16 protein-coding genes are annotated in these 16,344 nt (G+C 64.7%); 9 read left to right on the forward strand and 7 right to left on the reverse strand.

The features are described from left to right. Both ABB26_RS13855 and arsB read left to right on the forward strand, forming a co-directional pair. A complete protein-coding gene (locus ABB26_RS13855) occupies nt 1–519 on the forward strand; it encodes an arsenate reductase ArsC (RefSeq protein ID WP_057635133.1) in 519 nt (172 codons plus the stop codon). 13 nt (nt 520–532) lie between these two features. Further along, nucleotides 533–1,570 (forward strand): ACR3 family arsenite efflux transporter, encoded by a 1,038-nt coding sequence (gene arsB, locus ABB26_RS13860; RefSeq protein ID WP_057635256.1) that lies wholly within the window; start codon nt 533–535, stop codon nt 1,568–1,570. Between the two features lie 180 nt (nt 1,571–1,750). Here the strand turns inward: arsB and ABB26_RS13865 are convergent, their stop codons facing one another. Beyond that, nucleotides 1,751–2,968, reverse strand: coding sequence for an MFS transporter (locus ABB26_RS13865; RefSeq protein ID WP_057635135.1), 1,218 nt, complete (start codon nt 2,966–2,968; stop codon nt 1,751–1,753). 68 nt (nt 2,969–3,036) lie between these two features. Here ABB26_RS13865 and ABB26_RS13870 point away from each other — a divergent pair, with 68 nt between their 5' ends. Then, complete coding sequence (locus ABB26_RS13870; protein ID WP_211261973.1) at nt 3,037–3,840, forward strand: AraC family transcriptional regulator; 804 nt, start codon at nt 3,037–3,039, stop codon at nt 3,838–3,840. A gap of 84 nt (nt 3,841–3,924) precedes the next feature. On the opposite strand, the gene ABB26_RS13875 is transcribed toward ABB26_RS13870, so the two are convergent. The 5 genes from ABB26_RS13875 to gpmA form a co-directional block, all read right to left on the reverse strand. Further along, a complete protein-coding gene (locus tag ABB26_RS13875; protein ID WP_057635139.1) occupies nt 3,925–5,442 on the reverse strand; it encodes a serine hydrolase domain-containing protein in 1,518 nt (505 codons plus the stop codon). Between the two features lie 86 nt (nt 5,443–5,528). Further along, nucleotides 5,529–6,347 (reverse strand): helix-turn-helix transcriptional regulator, encoded by an 819-nt coding sequence (locus ABB26_RS13880; protein ID WP_152982689.1) that lies wholly within the window; start codon nt 6,345–6,347, stop codon nt 5,529–5,531. A 274-nt stretch (nt 6,348–6,621) separates the two neighbouring features. Then, the gene (locus ABB26_RS13885; RefSeq protein ID WP_245626226.1) at nt 6,622–7,311 is read right to left on the reverse strand and encodes an alpha/beta hydrolase; all 690 of its coding nucleotides are present in this window, start codon (nt 7,309–7,311) and stop codon (nt 6,622–6,624) included. A 184-nt stretch (nt 7,312–7,495) separates the two neighbouring features. Then, the gene (locus ABB26_RS13890; RefSeq protein ID WP_057635142.1) at nt 7,496–8,380 is read right to left on the reverse strand and encodes an alpha/beta hydrolase; all 885 of its coding nucleotides are present in this window, start codon (nt 8,378–8,380) and stop codon (nt 7,496–7,498) included. Nucleotides 8,381–8,545: 165 nt separating this feature from the next. Then, nucleotides 8,546–9,295 carry a 2,3-diphosphoglycerate-dependent phosphoglycerate mutase gene (gpmA, locus tag ABB26_RS13895; RefSeq protein WP_057635144.1) on the reverse strand — a complete coding sequence of 250 codons (750 nt, stop codon included), beginning with the start codon at nt 9,293–9,295 and terminating at the stop codon, nt 8,546–8,548. Nucleotides 9,296–9,400: 105 nt separating this feature from the next. Between gpmA and nfi the strand changes: the two genes are divergently transcribed. The 4 genes from nfi (at nt 9,401) to ABB26_RS13915 (ending at nt 12,767) form a co-directional block, all read left to right on the forward strand. Continuing rightward, nucleotides 9,401–10,051, forward strand: a complete 651-nt coding sequence (gene nfi, locus ABB26_RS13900) for a deoxyribonuclease V (RefSeq protein WP_057635147.1) — start codon at nt 9,401–9,403, stop codon at nt 10,049–10,051. A 160-nt stretch (nt 10,052–10,211) separates the two neighbouring features. Continuing rightward, nucleotides 10,212–11,072: a pirin family protein gene (locus tag ABB26_RS13905; RefSeq protein WP_057635149.1), complete on the forward strand. Its 861-nt coding sequence runs from the start codon at nt 10,212–10,214 to the stop codon at nt 11,070–11,072. 271 nt (nt 11,073–11,343) lie between these two features. Next, nucleotides 11,344–12,063 carry an aquaporin Z gene (aqpZ, locus tag ABB26_RS13910; RefSeq protein ID WP_057635150.1) on the forward strand — a complete coding sequence of 240 codons (720 nt, stop codon included), beginning with the start codon at nt 11,344–11,346 and terminating at the stop codon, nt 12,061–12,063. A 215-nt stretch (nt 12,064–12,278) separates the two neighbouring features. Then, nucleotides 12,279–12,767 (forward strand): hypothetical protein, encoded by a 489-nt coding sequence (locus tag ABB26_RS13915; protein WP_152982691.1) that lies wholly within the window; start codon nt 12,279–12,281, stop codon nt 12,765–12,767. A gap of 169 nt (nt 12,768–12,936) precedes the next feature. Here ABB26_RS13915 and ABB26_RS13920 read toward each other — a convergent pair whose 3' ends face one another. Further along, a complete protein-coding gene (locus ABB26_RS13920) occupies nt 12,937–13,785 on the reverse strand; it encodes a pirin family protein (RefSeq protein WP_057635152.1) in 849 nt (282 codons plus the stop codon). A 237-nt stretch (nt 13,786–14,022) separates the two neighbouring features. Here ABB26_RS13920 and ABB26_RS13925 point away from each other — a divergent pair, with 237 nt between their 5' ends. Together ABB26_RS13925 and ABB26_RS13930 are read left to right on the forward strand one after the other, a co-directional pair. Continuing rightward, nucleotides 14,023–16,089 carry a carbon starvation CstA family protein gene (locus tag ABB26_RS13925; protein WP_057635154.1) on the forward strand — a complete coding sequence of 689 codons (2,067 nt, stop codon included), beginning with the start codon at nt 14,023–14,025 and terminating at the stop codon, nt 16,087–16,089. After that, complete coding sequence (locus tag ABB26_RS13930; protein WP_057626620.1) at nt 16,089–16,313, forward strand: YbdD/YjiX family protein; 225 nt, start codon at nt 16,089–16,091, stop codon at nt 16,311–16,313. Before ABB26_RS13925 ends, ABB26_RS13930 begins: the two co-directional genes overlap by 1 nt. Nucleotides 16,314–16,344: the final 31 nt, after the last annotated feature.

A 16,344-nucleotide genomic window follows, 5' to 3' on the forward strand; every position in this document is an offset into this window, starting at 1 on the left:
ATGACCATCAATGTTCTTTTCCTGTGCACCGGCAACAGCGCACGCAGCGTGCTGGCCGAAGCAACATTGCGCGCCTGGGGCGGCAGTCGTTTCGCTGCATTCAGCGCCGGCAGCCAGCCCACCGGCAGGGTCAATCCGCTCGCGCTGGCCCAGCTCTCGGCCGACGGCATCAGCAGCACCGGCCTGCGCAGCAAATCCTGGGATGAGTTCACCGCTGCCGATGCACCGCGCATGGAGCTGATCATCACCGTTTGCGATTCCGCTGCGGCGGAGAGCTGCCCGGTCGTGTTCGGTGACTTTCTGCGTTCGCATTGGGGGCTGCCCGACCCCGCTGCGGTGGAGGGCAGTGACGCCGACAAGCAACAGGCTTTCGCGCAGGCCCACGACATCGTCAAGGCGCGCCTGCGGGCACTGCTGGCACTGCCTGCGGAGATATGGACGGACCGCACGCGCTTGAAGGCGGCGTTGGACCAGATCGGATTGATGCAGCCGCAAGGCGAGGCCGACGGCCATGTCTGATGCGGCACCGCGCATGGGAGGCTTCGAGCGCTACCTGACATTGTGGGTCGCCGTGTGCATCGTCGTCGGCACCGCGCTCGGCCACATCTTCCCTGCCCTGTTCGCACGTCTTGGCGGCATGGAAGTGGCCCGGGTCAACCTGCCGGTGGCGGTGCTGATATGGCTGATGATCATCCCGATGCTGCTGAAGGTGGACTTCGGTGCCATGCGTCAGGTGGGCCAGCACTGGCGCGGCATCGGCGTCACCCTCTTCATCAACTGGGCAGTCAAGCCGTTCTCGATGGCTTTGCTGGGTTGGTTCTTTCTGCGCCACGTGTTTGCCGCGTGGCTGCCCGCCGGACAGATCGACTCGTACATGGCCGGGCTGATCCTGTTGGCGGCAGCGCCGTGCACCGCGATGGTGTTCGTATGGAGCAACCTGTGCCGCGGCGATGCCAATTTCACCCTGAGCCAGGTGGCGCTCAACGACGCGATCATGGTGCTGGCATTCGCGCCATTGGTGGCATTGCTGCTGGGCCTGTCGTCGATCACCGTTCCGTGGGCGACGCTGGTGTTGTCGGTGACGCTGTACATCCTGATCCCGATTGGATTGGCGGCAGGGTTGCGGCACTGGCTACTGGCATGTGGTGGCCCTGAACGCCTGCAAGGCGTGCTGCATCGTCTTGGGCCCATCTCGCTGAGCGCATTGCTGCTGATGCTGGTCCTGCTGTTCGGTTTCCAGGGACGGCAGATCATCGAGCAACCGCTGGTCATCGCCATCCTTGCCGTACCCATCCTGCTGCAGGTCTATTTCAACGCCGGGCTCGCCTACCTGCTCAATCGACGCCTCGGTGTTGCCCACTGCGTGGCCGGGCCATCGGCGTTGATCGGCGCCAGCAACTTCTTCGAACTGGCCGTTGCCGCTGCGGTCAGCCTGTTCGGCGTGCACTCCGGCGCCGCGCTGGCGACCGTGGTCGGCGTGCTGATCGAAGTGCCGGTGATGCTGACCGTGGTGGCCATCGTCAACCGCTCGCGTCGCTGGTATGACGCAGGAGTCGTCCCCCGACCGTAACGTGCTTCGCGGCTCACGTTGCTCCTGCAAGGAATGCATCCCCCGCAGGTGCAGCCTTGGCCGCGAAACTTGTGATGCCTGATCAACAGCGCGGCCAGCAATCTCTTGATTGCTGGCCGCATGACGACTCGACCGCAAGGTGCTTCGCGGCTCACGCCGCTCCCACGAGGCAGCGCCGGATCAGGAACTGCGGCGATTGGGCAGGAACGCTGCCACCATGCCCAGTAGCGGCAGGAACGAAATCACCTTGTAGACCCACAGGATGCTGGTGTGATCGGCCAGCACGCCGAGCACCGCGGCACCCAGGCCGCCCATGCCGAACGCGAACCCGAAGAACATTCCCGACACCGCACCGATACGGTGTGGCATCAGTTCCTGCGCGTAGACCAGGATGGCCGAGAACGCCGAGGACAGCACGAAGCCGATGATCAAGGTCAGCACCGTCGTCCATTCCAGGTTTGCGTAAGGCAGGATCAACGCGAACGGTGCCACCCCCAGAATCGACGCCCAGATCACCGGCTTGCGGCCGATGCGGTCGCCCAGCGGGCCACCGAGCAAGGTGCCCGCGGCCGATGCCGCCAGGAACCCGAACAGGTGCAGCTGCGCGCTCTGCACGGTGACGCTGAACTTCTGCATCAGGTAGAACGTGTAGAAGCTGCTCAGGCCGGCGATATAGAAGTACTTGCTGAAGATCAGCACCAGCAGGATCGCGATCACCCAGGCCACGGTGCGTGACGGCAACCGTGATTCGGTATTTGCCATGACAACCTTCGGCTTGGCTGCACTGACCACCAGATGCTGCTGGTACCAGCGGCTCACATACATCAGCAGGCCAATGCCCAGCAGCGCCGCACCGCTGAACCACGCCACGCTGCGCTGTCCATTGGGTGCGATCACCGCCGCCGCCAGCAGCGGACCAATGGCCGTGCCCGCATTGCCACCCAACTGAAACACCGATTGCGACAAACCATGGCGGCCACCCGATGCCAGGCGCGCGATGCGCGAGGACTCCGGATGGAAAATGGCCGAGCCGATGCCCACCAGCATCGCCGCCACCAGCACCATGCTGAAGTTCGGCGCGTAGGCCAGCAGCAGCAATCCGCACAACGTCGAGGTCATGCCCATCGGCAGCGAATACGGCGCAGGCTGCTTGTCGGTACGCAGGCCGATCAGTGGCTGGAACAAGGACGCGGTGAGCTGGTAGGTCAAGGTGATCATGCCTACCTGGGTGAAGCTCAGGTTGAACTGCAGCTTGAAGATCGGATACAGCGCCAGGATCAGCGACTGCATCATGTCGTTGACCAGATGCGAACTGCTGATCGCTGCGAGCACACCCACGGCAACCGGGCGACGCGAGCTGGCGGGTGACGCAGCAACCGATGGAGCGGGAGATGACATGGCAGAACCACGGAAGGGGGGAAGTCGGACGCATGGTAGAGTCGTCGCGAACGCCCTTCTTGCGCGATATGGTCATACACTCTCTCGAAAAGGACACCCCCCTTCGCGCCGGCAAGCGCCGCCCCCTGCCGGCCGGGCCGGAGACCGCGGTGTACTGCAAGGCCCGCGACTACAGCGCGGACACGGTCATTCCGCTGCATCACCATCCCGACCGCCATCAGCTGGTGTACGCCGAGTCGGGCGTATTGGTGGTGCGCGCGGGCATGGGCCGCTGGGTCGTGCCCAGCACCCGTGCCATCTGGATGCCCGCCGGAACCGGCCACCAGGTGCACTGCATCGGCTTGGTGCAGATGCGCAGCCTGTACATCTCCCCTGCGGCGATGTCACAGCCAGCGGCGGGACCTTCAGCGGTGTCGATCACCCCGCTGCTGGCCGCCTTGATCCGCACTGCGGTGACGGTCAAACAACCATATCGCGAGGACTCCCGCGATGGCCGCTTGATGCGTTTGATCCTGGATGAAATGCAGACCCTGCCGGTGCTGCCGCTGCACCTGCCCGAGCCCAGTGACAAACGGCTGCGCATGATCGCCCGGCAACTGGAGCGTCGCCCGGATGATGCGTCCACGCTGCAGGATTGGGCCGCTCGGTTGAAGGTGGATGTGAAGACCATCCAGCGCCTGTGCGCACGCGAACTGGGCATGACCTTCGGCCAGTGGCGGCAACAGGCGAGATTGCTGCGTGCATTGGAACGGCTGGCCATCGGTGAGAAAGTCATCGACGTTGCACTGGCGCTCGGCTATGAAAGCCCGAGTGCGTTCACCACCATGTTCAAGCGCCGCTTCGGGCTGACGCCGAGCCAGTTCTTTCGTTGACGTGACCGGCGCGGCGTCAGGGGCGCGATAGCAAAGTCGCTCCTACGTTTAATGCTGGCTTCATTGCCGAACCCAGCAGCTCGATCACCTCAGATAACGCTCACCATCAAATTCAAAGCCGTTCACCTGCCCCTGCGCATCACGAAGGAACCGCAACGGCTCCACCGCATCCAACGGCCCGCCCTGCGCACCGAACAGATCAACAACCGCCGGCTGCAGCTCACGTTCCAGTACACCGATCCGCAGGCGCAGGACACCGTCGTCTTCACTGATAAGCGCGTCAACCGGCAGCCGTTCACCACGGAAACGGCCGACATGGATCGCACGTTTCTCTCCGGTCGGCTGCCAGTTCCAGCCCTGCCAACGTGGATCGGCACGTTCCTTTTCCTGGCGTGCGCGCATGCCGGCAAGCTGCTCGGCAACCCGCTTCGGGTAGGTCTGCTGGCGTGTCTGCGCCCATGATGCGGCTTCCGAGTGATCCACCAGGTACTGGAAGAACTGCACCACCGTGCGCGATGTCAGCCACCCGGTAGCGTTGTCGGAGTTGGAAAACACGCCGATGCCCACGCCCAGGTCTGGCGAGAACGCCATCATGCTGCGGGCACCGGTGTAGCTGCCGCCATGGATGTAAAGCGTGTGACCTTCAAAATCACAGACGTTCCAGCCAAACGCATAACCGTTGCAGGGAAGTTCGTAGGCGTTGCGCGCTTTGGGGTCCACCTGCACCCCGATGACATGCGCCGCGTCGATCGCCTGCGCATTGAATCCCGCCGGCACCGGCGCGCCCAGCTGCACACGCAGCCAACGGCCAAGATCGCGCGGCGAGGTCATCATGCCGCCGGCCGAATGCATGATCGCGTCAGGTTTGGGCAGCACCACCTGCCAACCACGCTCCTGCCCCAGCCACTGGTGGTTGAACGCCAACTGCGCCGAATCGAATGCCGAGGTACGCGCTGCGGTCTCATGCAGCTGCAACGGCACGAACAGCTCTTCCTGCAACCAGTCCTGCCACCGCTTTCCGGTGCGCTGGTAAAGGATGGCGGCGTAGATGTTGTAGCCCAGGTTGTCGTAATCGAAACCGGCCGGGCGCGCGCTAGCCAACATGGACAACAGCTGCGGGTACAAGGCCGGGTCCGGTGCGCCGATGTAGGCCTCCAGCGTAGTGAGTGCATCGGCGCTCAACGGCACCCGGTGGTTGAGCAGGTCCGCCAACGTCCATTCGGCCGGATCGACGCCAGCGGGCAACCGCAGCTGCGGCCAGTGCTCGGCCAGGGTGCTGTCCAAGCGCAGCACACCGCGTTGATCCAGCAACTGTGCCAACAAACCCATGTAGGACTTGGTCTGCGAGGCGATATACATCGGCGTGCCCATTGTCAGCGGCGCGCCGCTGGCGACATTGCGCGTGCCTCGCACGTAACCCAGCAGCTGCCGTTCGCGATCAACTACCACCACCGCATAGCCCGGCCCCAGCGTGGGAATGCCGTCGAGGAAAGCCTGCAATTGCCGGGCGGCCTGTTCCGGCGTCGCCGCGGCAGCCGGTACTACGAAGGAGACAAGCGCCAGCACGAGCAGCAGGCAGCGATGGATGAGGCGCAGAGGCATGATGCGATTCCCGGAATACCTGCCACGATGCTGCCGGGGCGTGCCGCCCGGCGTATTGAACGGATTGAACCTGTCTCCGCGCGCGTTCACTCGCGCAACAGCGCGGCCAGCCGTGCCGGCGTCAACCCGCTGTGCTGCCGTGTGACCCGGCTCAGATGCGCCTGGTCGGCGAAACCGGCCTGGTATGCCGCTGTCGCCAGTGAGTGCCCCGCGGCAAGCAGCGGCAAGGCCCGCTGCAGTTGTGCACGCATGCGGAACGCCGATGGCGTGCAACCGATCCAGCGCGCGAACGCCCGCGTGAAATACACCGGATGCAGGCCCTGCTCGGCGGCCAGCGCCGCCAGCGATACCGGCTCCTCACGCAGCCGCTCGCAGGCCAATGCCAGCCAGCGTGGTGGCGTACCTGCCGGTCGCCGGCCAGCCGTCACCATCGTCGCCAACAGCTCCCACAGGCCGGCTTCGGCCTGCATCGCCGGCAGATCGTCCGTCAGCAGTTGCGCCAGCGTGGTGCCGCCGCGCGCCAGCACGGTCGATGCGGGTTGCTCACGCCATTGCCAGCCTTCCTCGATGCCAAGCCCACGCTTCAGATCGAAGCTGGTCGGCAGGTTGATGCCGAGGATCAGCGCGCCTGAAGGACCGTAATCATTCGCGTGCACCAAACCCGCAGGCTTGAGCCCGACGGCCGATGTCGCCAATCGGACTTCATGCTGCGGCGTCTGTTCGCCCAGCGTACCCAGCAACAACAAGGAAAGCTGATGGCAATCGTGCGTGTGCCGCTGCATGCGCTGGCCCGGCGCATACCAGCTCACCCGTGCCGACAATCGCTCGCCCGCGAACAACAACCGGCTGCGTGAGCCGCCGGTTGCGGTCGATTGTCGTGATGCGGCGCTGGCCGGCATTGCCATGATGGCCACTACGAGAGGGGACTATCGCAGTCTAGTCATCGTCGTCGGCGGCGCACCTGCCGTTGGTCGTGGTACTGCGCGCAATGTAAATGGCCCGCTGAAGGAGCCACACGCGCAAGTGAGAGCAATCCATTCATCTGGCACTCGGCACCTCCTCCCCCATTGGGACAAGGAAGCACTCTCCACGCAACGCAGGTCCTCTGCCGATTCCAGCAAACGTGCAAGGCGTGGCCGGGGCGCGCCCGGCCTCCCCGGCTGCCACCGATGAACCGACTCAGGCAGTCTGCTTTGCCGCTTCGTCGATCAATGCCGCCACCTCCACCGGATGCGAGGCCAGCGACGCGTGGCTGGCATCCAGGCTGAGCACACGGCGCGGCTTGATCCGCTCGGACATCGCCTTCTGGTTTTCCGGGGCGATCATCCGGTCGCGCGTGGAAAGCTGATACCAGCTTGGCTTGTGCTTCCACGCCGGGTCGCTGATGTTGTCGCCGAAGGTGCTGGCCAGCGGCGCCTTCTGGGTAACGCCCATCACGAAGCCTTCGTCGGGCGACAGGTCCTGGCAGAAACTCTCGTGGAACTTGGCCGGGTTCAACCACAGGTAGCCATCGCTGTCCGGCGCGAGGTTCGGTGCGGCCTCCGGCAGATGCTGTTGGGTGATGCCGCCAGCGCTTTCCCCGGCATCGGGGGCAAACGCGGCAATGAACACCAGCGCTTTCACGTTGTCCTGGTTGCCCGCCTGGCTGATCACCGCGCCACCATAGGAATGCCCGACCAGCACTACCGGGCCTTGTACCTGCGCCACCATCTTGCGGGTGCGCTCGGCGTCATCGGCCAATGACGTCAGCGGATTCTCCACCGCACGGATGTCGGTGTACCCCAGTTTCTTCAGCTCCAGAATGACCTTGGCCCAATGGGCCGCGCCGCCCCAGAAGCCATGTACCAGTACTACTGCCGGCTTGCTCATGATCTTGTTTCCTGTACGTGGGAAGAAGTCTCGCTGCCGGTACGCGCTCCAACGTGGGGCCGTATGCAACAGGATGGAGTGCGCAATTTTTCAGCTGCACCGTAAATGGCCCGTGAGGGTTGGGCGGGGCAAACAAAAAACCCGGCTTGCGCCGGGTTCCCGTGACCGATTCCAACGACGTGGCTTACTCGGCCTTGCTGGGGGATGCTGGCTGCGCGAGCAGGTACTCCAGCCCCTGCATGAATCCGCGCGGCGCGACGGTCAGGTGGTCTTCGTCGTTGAGCACATCCAGCTGCAGCTGCAGCGATGCGTACCGGCGCGATGCCAACACCTTCTGCATCCGTCGTGCATCCCCGACCATGTCCGCGTCGCCACCGTGCGCCGGCGCCTCACGCTCACCGACATACATGTAGATCCGTGCCGGCAGGTCACGATGCGCTGCCGCGAAACGGCTCTCCTGACGCTCCATCACATGCTGGTCGTACCAGTACGACGGGCTGCCGAGGATATAGCCGGAGAACAGCTGCGGACGCTCGAACAGAATCTGCGTACCCAGCAAGGCGCCGTAGGAGTGGCCGAGGAACAACCTGCGCTGTTCGTCGGTGCGGTAATGCTGTGCGATGAACGGCAGTACCTGGCTGTCCAGATAGCTCAGATAGGACGCACCACCACCGTGCACGCTATCGGCGGGCGTGCCGCTGGGGGCGTTGGGAGTGGGCGTGTAGTCGCGACGGCGGCTGGGCATGCCACCGTCACCCTTGGCATAGGACAAGCCCACCAGGATGAAGTCCTCGATGCGCGGCCCTTCCACGTTCAAGCGGCGCGCCATCTGCCGGATCAATGTAAAGGCGTAATCCGCATCGGTGACGTAAAGCACCGGATAGCGCCGGTCCGGGTTCTCGGCGTAGCCGGCCGGCAGGGCGACGAACACCTGGTAGACACGGGCCGATACCGGGTCCGGCACATCCCACACTTCACTGCCGATGACTTCGTAGGGCTGGCCACCACCACGCTGCTCAACCTGCAGGGTTGGCGGGACCGATGTGACGGCCGGTGCGGTCGCCGCCATTGCACTCCCTGCCAGCAGCAGGGCAAGACATCCCAAGATCACCTTTCGCCTCACGCTTCACTCCTGTGTTTTTTCCGTGCCCGATCATGGCACAGGGCCAACCACGGCCACAAAACAGAACACCCGGCACAAGGCCGGGTGTCCAGGAGAAACGTGGGTGCCGGCTTACTTCGCCTTGCCCTGGTTGGCGACGGCCTCGGCGGCCTTCTTCGCCGCTTCCGGATCGCCCAGGTAGCGGAACGACTGCACGGTCAGATCGTCGTTCAATTCGAACAGCAGCGGAATGCCGGTCGGAATGTTGAGCTCCAGGATCTGCTCCTTGCTCACGTTGTTGAGGTACTTGTACAACGCGCGCAGCGAGTTGCCATGCGCGGTGACCAGCACGGTCTTGCCGTCCTTCAACTGCGGGGCGATGGCGTCATGCCAGTACGGCAGCACGCGGTCCAGCGTGGTGGCCAGCGACTCGGTACCCGGCAGCGCGTTGCGGTCCAGGCCGGCGTAACGACGGTCGTGGATCGGGTGGCCCGGGTCTTCCAGGTCCATCGGCGGCGGCGGGATGTCGTAGGAACGGCGCCACACCTTGACCTGCTCCTCGCCGTGCTTGGCGGCGGTCTCGGCCTTGTCCAGGCCCTGCAGGCCACCGTAGTGACGCTCATTCAGGCGCCACGACTTGCTGACCGGCAGCCAGTCCTGGTCCAGTTCGGCCAGGGCGCCCTGCAGCGTGTGGATGGCGCGCTTGAGCACCGAGGTATGGGCGACATCGAACTGCAGCCCTTCTTCCTTCATCAGCCGGCCGGCAGCAGCGGCTTCGCGGCGGCCCTGCTCGGTGAGGTCCACGTCCACCCAACCGGTGAAACGGTTGTCGAGGTTCCACTGGCTCTGGCCATGGCGCAACAGCACGAGTTTGCGGGTCACTGCGGATATCTCCGGTTCGGGGAAGGAAAGAGGTCGATTGTAGCCGGTCGCCGCAGCCCTCGCCCCGCACGCCGCGACGACCTGCAAGCTGGCACGCTTGTCGGCATGAATTCGATTTCCCCCAACTACGCCCAGCTGCGCCAACAGCAGCTGGCATTGGCGGCACGGGTTGACCTGAGCGATGCACTGGCAAGCCTGCCTGCCCGGATTGCCGGTATCGACAGCGGTTTCGAGGACGGCGGCCGCACCACGCTCTCTGCGGCCGTGTTGTTGGATGGCGCCAGCCAGCAACCACTTGAAACAACCGTGGCGCGACTGCCCACCGCGCTGCCCTATATCCCCGGCCTGCTCAGCTTCCGCGAGTTGCCCGCTGCCCTGCAGGCGCTTGCGCAGCTGTCGCAGGCGCCGGAGCTGGTGATGGTCGACGGCCACGGCATCGCACATCCACGCGGACTCGGCATCGCCGCGCATCTGGGTGTGCTCACCGGTCTGCCCAGCATCGGGGTCGGCAAAAGCCGGCTGGTGGGTGACTTTGACGAGCCCGGCCCGCTGCAGGGTGATCATTCCCCGCTGATGTTCAAAGGCCGGCAGGTGGGCTGGGTGCTGCGCAGCAAGCCGCGATGCAGGCCCTTGTTCGTGTCGCCGGGGCATCGCGTCTCGGTGGAAACCTGCCTGCCATTGGTACTGGATTGCCTGCGTGGTTATCGCCTGCCCGAGCCGACACGGCTGGCGGATCGACTGGCATCGCGGCGGTAGCGCTCAAGCACTTCAGCCCTTCCTGGTCATTCCCCTTGGCGCTGCCCAAGGGTGGGGGTGAAAAGCCCAACCCGACAAAACAATCCGTTGCCACACTGGTCACGACGCACTCTCGTTACCCATGCCATCCTGCCGCCCAGGTTCCCAGCATGGAGACATCATGACCACCATCATCAGCCCACGCGTTCATGACCTTGGCGGCTTCCAGGTCCGCCGCGCAGTGCCCTCGCTGCAGGCGCGCAGCGTCGGGCCATTCGTATTCGTGGATCACATGGGGCCGGCCATCTTCAGCCCTGGCCAAGGCATCGACGTGCGCCCGCATCCACACATCGGCCTGGCGACAGTGACGTTTCTGTGGGCCGGGCAGATCGGCCACCGTGACACGCTCGGTTCGGAGCAGGTGATCCGTCCCGGCGACGTGAACTGGATGACCGCCGGCCGTGGCATCGCCCATTCCGAACGCACCCCCGCCGACGTCCGCGTGCATGAGCAGGCGGTGCACGGCATGCAGACCTGGGTGGCCCTGCCCAGAACGCACGAGGAAACCGACCCGGCCTTCTTCCACTTCCCCGCCGCGCAGTTGCCACAACAGCGCCGGGACGGTGCCTGGCTCCGGGTGATCGCAGGCCGCGCCTATGGCGAGGAATCCCCGGTGAAGGTCTTTGCCGATACCTTGAATGTCGCCATCGACCTGGACCCCGATGCCGAGATCGATCTGGACACCTCGCATGTGCAGCGCGCGCTCTACATCCTGGAAGGCGATGCGCAGCTGGATGGCATCGACATCCCGGCGCAGCACCTGGTCATTCCCGAACCCGGCGCGCGTGGCCGGCTGCGTGCCAAAACGCCGGTCAAGGCGATGCTGATGGGCGGCGAACCGTTGGACGGCCCACGCCACCTGTGGTGGAACTTCGTGTCCAGCTCCAAGGAACGCATCGAGCAGGCCAAGGACGATTGGCAGAACGGCCGCTTCGGCACCATCCCCGGGGACGACAAGGAGTTCATCCCGCTGCCTGGCTGAGCGGCTTCCGGGTGGGATCAACAACTCCGGTTGATTGCATCGACCGGGCCCCATCCCGACGGCGTCAGCGGCGGAGGTCGTGGTCCGATCGCCGCTTCAATGCAATCGGCGACATGCAGGCACCGCTGCCAGCCTTGGCGCAGCACGGCTGGTGGGACACCGCCAGCCGGCACACGCCAAACCACGCCCTACCGCCGATTTCGATTCACCTACGCAGGTTATTCGGCTATTTTTTGTACGCCCGTTCGGGGTCAATAAGGAAACAACACTCATGAGCATGGGAAAGCGACTAACTGCCGAGTTCCTCGGCACCTTCTGGCTGGTGCTGGGCGGCTGCGGCAGTGCCGTGCTGGCAGCGAACTTCGGTGGTGACGGCAATCCGCTGGGCATCGGCTTCGTCGGCGTGGCACTGGCCTTCGGCCTGACCGTGTTGACCGGCGCCTATGCCTTCGGCCATATCTCCGGCGCGCATTTCAACCCGGCAGTGAGCATCGGCCTGTGGGCGGGTGGCCGTTTCGCCGGCAAGGACCTGGTGCCCTACATCGTGGCGCAGGTGCTGGGCGGCATTTTTGCCGGCTTCATCCTGCTGCAGATCGCCCAGGGCAATCCCAACTTCCTGATTGACGGCAGCCAGGCCGGCGCCTTCGCCAGCAATGGCTACGGTGCACTGTCGCCCGGCGGCTATGCCGTTGCAGCGGCCTTCCTGTGCGAAGTGGTGCTGACCGCCGTGTTCCTGGTGGTGATCATGGGCGCCACCCATGGCCGCGCCCCGGCCGGCTTCGCCCCCATCGCCATCGGGCTGGCGCTGACCCTGATCCACCTGATCAGCATCCCGGTGACCAACACCTCGGTGAACCCGGCCCGCTCCACCGCCGTGGCGGTGTTTGCCGGCTCCGGCGCGCTGGGCCAGCTGTGGCTGTTCTGGGTGGCGCCGATCCTGGGCGCGATGATCGGCGGCATCGCCTACAAGTGGATCGGCAACGACAAGTAAGCCCCCCACTTCCGGCAACCTGCAAACGGCCCCCTCGACGGGGCCGTTTGCATATCCGGCAACATCTTTTTGCCAGCGAGGTGGATTCTGTAATAACGTCGGGTCTGGCCGGATACGCATGGGGATGCGTTGACGGGGCGAGGGGAACATTGCCTACCGGCCAACGCTGCTGCCTTCAGAACCATCCACGACTGTCGTCGTGCCGATCACGGCCGATGTTTTATGGGGAATGTGAAGTGAAGACTGTCCGTATTGTTTCCGCCGCACTGTTGCTTGCCGCCTGGGGTACCGCCTGGTCGCAGCAGGCTGACCAGTGCCCGACCCTACCGTCCGACAGCGGCCTGCACTGGGAACAACAGACGCAGAGCGCGTTCATCGTGTGCAAGGCCACCACCGGCGATGGCCGCGCCGTGTTGAACCTGATGCTGACCACGCGCGACCCGGACCTGCTGTTGAACCGCTCCCTGCGCGCGGAGAAAGGCACGTTCGCTGGCGAATCCCTGCACTGGTACAAGCTCGACATGGGGGGCCGCGACCTGCCGGGGCTGGAGTCGCGCCGCATCACCACGGTCAAGCTGGACAAGAACCGCTTCGCGCAGATCTGGATCGATGCCGCCGACACCGGCGAGCTGGGCAACCTGCAGAACCTGACGCAGACGCTCAACCTCAGCCCGTCCACCCTGGCCGGCGCCAACCAGGAGTGAGTGAAGCGACGTGAGCAGAGGCAGCCGTACCTGCGGTTGCCCCGCTTGCTTCGTCCGCTCCACTGCACAGGCACATCAAGAAGCCGGGCACGCACCCGGCTTTTGTCGTGATCGTGGCATTGGTTCCAGGATCACGCATGCGCCGGATGCGCCGACGCACGCCCGCGCTTCAGAACTTCCCTTCCTGGTAGTCGACGAAGGCCTGCATCAGTTCTTCGCGGGTGTTCATCACGAACGGGCCATGGCGCGCCACCGGCTCGCGCAGCGGACGGCCCGCGACCAGGATCAGGCTTGCGCCGCCGGTACCGGCGGTCAGGGCCAGGTGGCCGCTGCTCAGCACTGCCAGTTCGTGCTGCACCACCGTTTGTGCATCCGTGCCGTCACCCAGCGTCGCAGCCCCTTCGAATACATAGGCAAACACGTTGTGCCCGGCCGGCAACGGGTACGACCAGCGGCTGCCCGCGGTCAGCGAGACATCCAGGTACAGCGGATCGGTGGCCGGCTGCACGATCGGCCCGCGCACCTCATCCACCTGCCCGGCGATGACCTTGACTGTGACCCCGTCGGCCGGCGAGAGCTGCGGGATGCGGTCAGGCGCGAATTCTTGATAACGGGGCGCGGTCATTTTGTCGCGCGCCGGCAGGTTCACCCACAACTGGAACCCACGCATGCGCCCGGATTCCTGCTCGGGCATCTCCGAATGCACCAGCCCTCGCCCGGCGGTCATCCACTGCACGCTGCCGGGAGTGAGCAGGCCCTCGTTGCCGTGGTTGTCCTTGTGTCGCATGCGACCATCGAGCATGTAGGTGACGGTCTCGAACCCCCGATGCGGGTGGTTGGGAAAACCGGCGATGTAGTCCTCCGCGCGGTCGGTACCGAACTCGTCCAGCATCAGGAACGGGTCCAGCTCCGGCAACGACGGGGTGCCGATCACCCGGGTCAGGCGCACACCCGCGCCATCGGAGGTCGGCATGCCACGCAGGGTGCGCAGCACGCGGGCAGATTCTTCACTGCGCATGGCAGGGTCTCCTTCAAGGTTCCAACGACAATGGCGGTCGCAGGCCGCCGCGCCAATCATTACCCGTGCAACCGATCGTTCCAGACAGTGTGTCGGCGTGGCATGCAGGTTGCGCGCAGTCAGGCTTGGCAGGGCACCGTCCTACTACCAAAGTCTCATCCGCTTCACCTGCCATACACGTTGACCCCTGCCCTGCATGGGTAGAACCTTGCCTGCATCTCCCTGCGAGGCGACTCGATGAAAGGTTTTTCCAAAGCCGGCTGGGCGCTGCTGTCCCTGATCGGCGCATTCTGTCTAGGTGTTGTGGCCCTGCGCCGCGGCGAACACATCAATGCTCTCTGGATCGTGGTGGCAGCCGTTTCGCTGTACCTGGTCGCCTTCCGCTACTACGGCCTGTTCATCGCCAACAAGGTGCTGGGGGTTGATCCCACCCGCGCCACGCCCGCGATCATCAACAACGATGGCCTGGACTATGTGCCCACCAACAAGCACGTGCTGTTCGGCCACCACTTCGCCGCCATCGCCGGCGCCGGCCCGCTGGTCGGCCCGGTGCTCGCCGCGCAGATGGGCTACCTGCCCGGCACGCTATGGCTGATCGCCGGCGTGGTGCTGGCCGGTGCGGTGCAGGATTTCATGATCCTGTTCATCTCCACGCGCCGCAACGGCCGTTCGCTGGGCGATCTGGTGCGCGAGGAAATGGGCCCGGTGCCCGGCACCATCGCGCTGTTCGGTGTCTTCATGATCATGATCATCATCCTGGCGGTGCTGGCGATGATCGTGGTGAAGGCGCTGGAAGGCAGCCCCTGGGGCATGTTCACCGTCATCGCGACGATGCCCATCGCCATCCTGATGGGCGTGTACATGCGCTATATCCGCCCCGGCAAGATCGGCGAGATCTCCGTGGTCGGCCTGGTGCTGTTGATCGCCGCCATCTGGTACGGCGGCAAGGTCGCCGCGGACCCGGTGATGGGCCCGATGTTCACCTTCACCGGCGTGCAGATCACCTGGATGCTGATCGGCTACGGCTTCGTCGCCGCGGTGTTGCCGGTATGGCTGCTGCTGGCCCCGCGTGACTACCTGTCCACCTTCCTCAAGATCGGCACCATCGTCGGCCTGGCCATCGGCATCCTGATCGTGATGCCGGAGCTGAAGATGCCGGCGCTGACCCAGTTCACCGACGGCACCGGCCCGGTGTGGAAGGGCAGCATGTTCCCGTTCCTGTTCATCACCATCGCCTGTGGCGCGGTGTCCGGCTTCCATGCGCTGATCAGCTCCGGCACCACGCCCAAGCTGCTGGCCAATGAAGGCCACATCGCCTACATCGGCTACGGCGGCATGTTGATGGAATCGTTCGTGGCGATCATGGCCATGGTGGCTGCCTCGATCATCGAGCCGGGCATCTACTTCGCCATGAACAGCCCCGCTGCGATCATCGGCACGGACGTGGTCCACGCCGCGCAGGTGGTGACCAACTGGGGCTTTGCGATCACCCCGGACCAGTTGACCGCCACCGCCGCTGAAATCGGCGAGCACTCCATCCTGTCGCGCGCCGGTGGCGCACCGACGCTGGCGGTGGGTATCGCGCAGATCCTGCACGCCGTGCTCCCGGGCGACGGCATGATGGCGTTCTGGTACCACTTCGCCATCCTGTTCGAAGCACTGTTCATCCTCACCGCGGTGGATGCCGGCACCCGTTCGGGCCGCTTCATGCTGCAGGACCTGCTGGGCAACTTCGTGCCGGCGCTGCGTCGCACCGACTCGTGGGTGGCCAGCTTCATCGCCACCGGCGGCTGCGTCGCACTGTGGGGTTACTTCCTGTACCAGGGCGTGACCGATCCGCTGGGCGGCATCAACATGCTGTGGCCGCTGTTCGGCATCGCCAACCAGATGCTGGCCGGCGTGGCATTGCTGCTGTGCACCGTGGTGCTGTTCAAGATGAAGAAGGACAAGTACGCATGGGTGCCGCTGATCCCGGCCGTCTGGCTGCTGATCTGCACCACCGCTGCAGGCTTCATCAAGATCTTCTCCAACGAACCGGGCGTGGGCTTCCTGGCACAGGCACACAAGTACCGTGACGCCATCGCCAATGGCAACCTGCTGCCGCCGTCGAAGAACTTCGACCAGATGCAGCAGGTGATGGTGAACAACTACATCAATGCCGGCCTCACCGTGCTGTTCCTGTTCGTGGTGTTCGCGGTGCTGGTGTACTCGGTCAAGACCATCGCTGCCGCCCGCCGCTCGTCGGTGCGTACCGATCACGAAACACCGTACGTCGCCCTCAAGCCACACGAGATCGATCTGTAATGGGCACCGAGCTGGTCCCCGTTGGTCAGTACCAGACGTTCCGCCGCACCTGGCGGCGTCTGGTGCAGACCGCACGCCTGTGCTGCGGGGTACCGGACTACGACAACTACGTCCGGCACATGCGCGAGAAACATCCCGACCGCGAGGTCATGGATTACAAAACCTTCTTCCGCGAGCGTCAGGAAGCCCGCTTCGGTGGCAGGAGCGGTTTCCGCTGCTGCTGAGTTGCAGGTGTTGGAACGAAAAAAAAGGCGG

It is taken from the genome of Stenotrophomonas humi, assembly GCF_001431415.1.
Lineage (GTDB): Bacteria > Pseudomonadota > Gammaproteobacteria > Xanthomonadales > Xanthomonadaceae > Stenotrophomonas > Stenotrophomonas humi.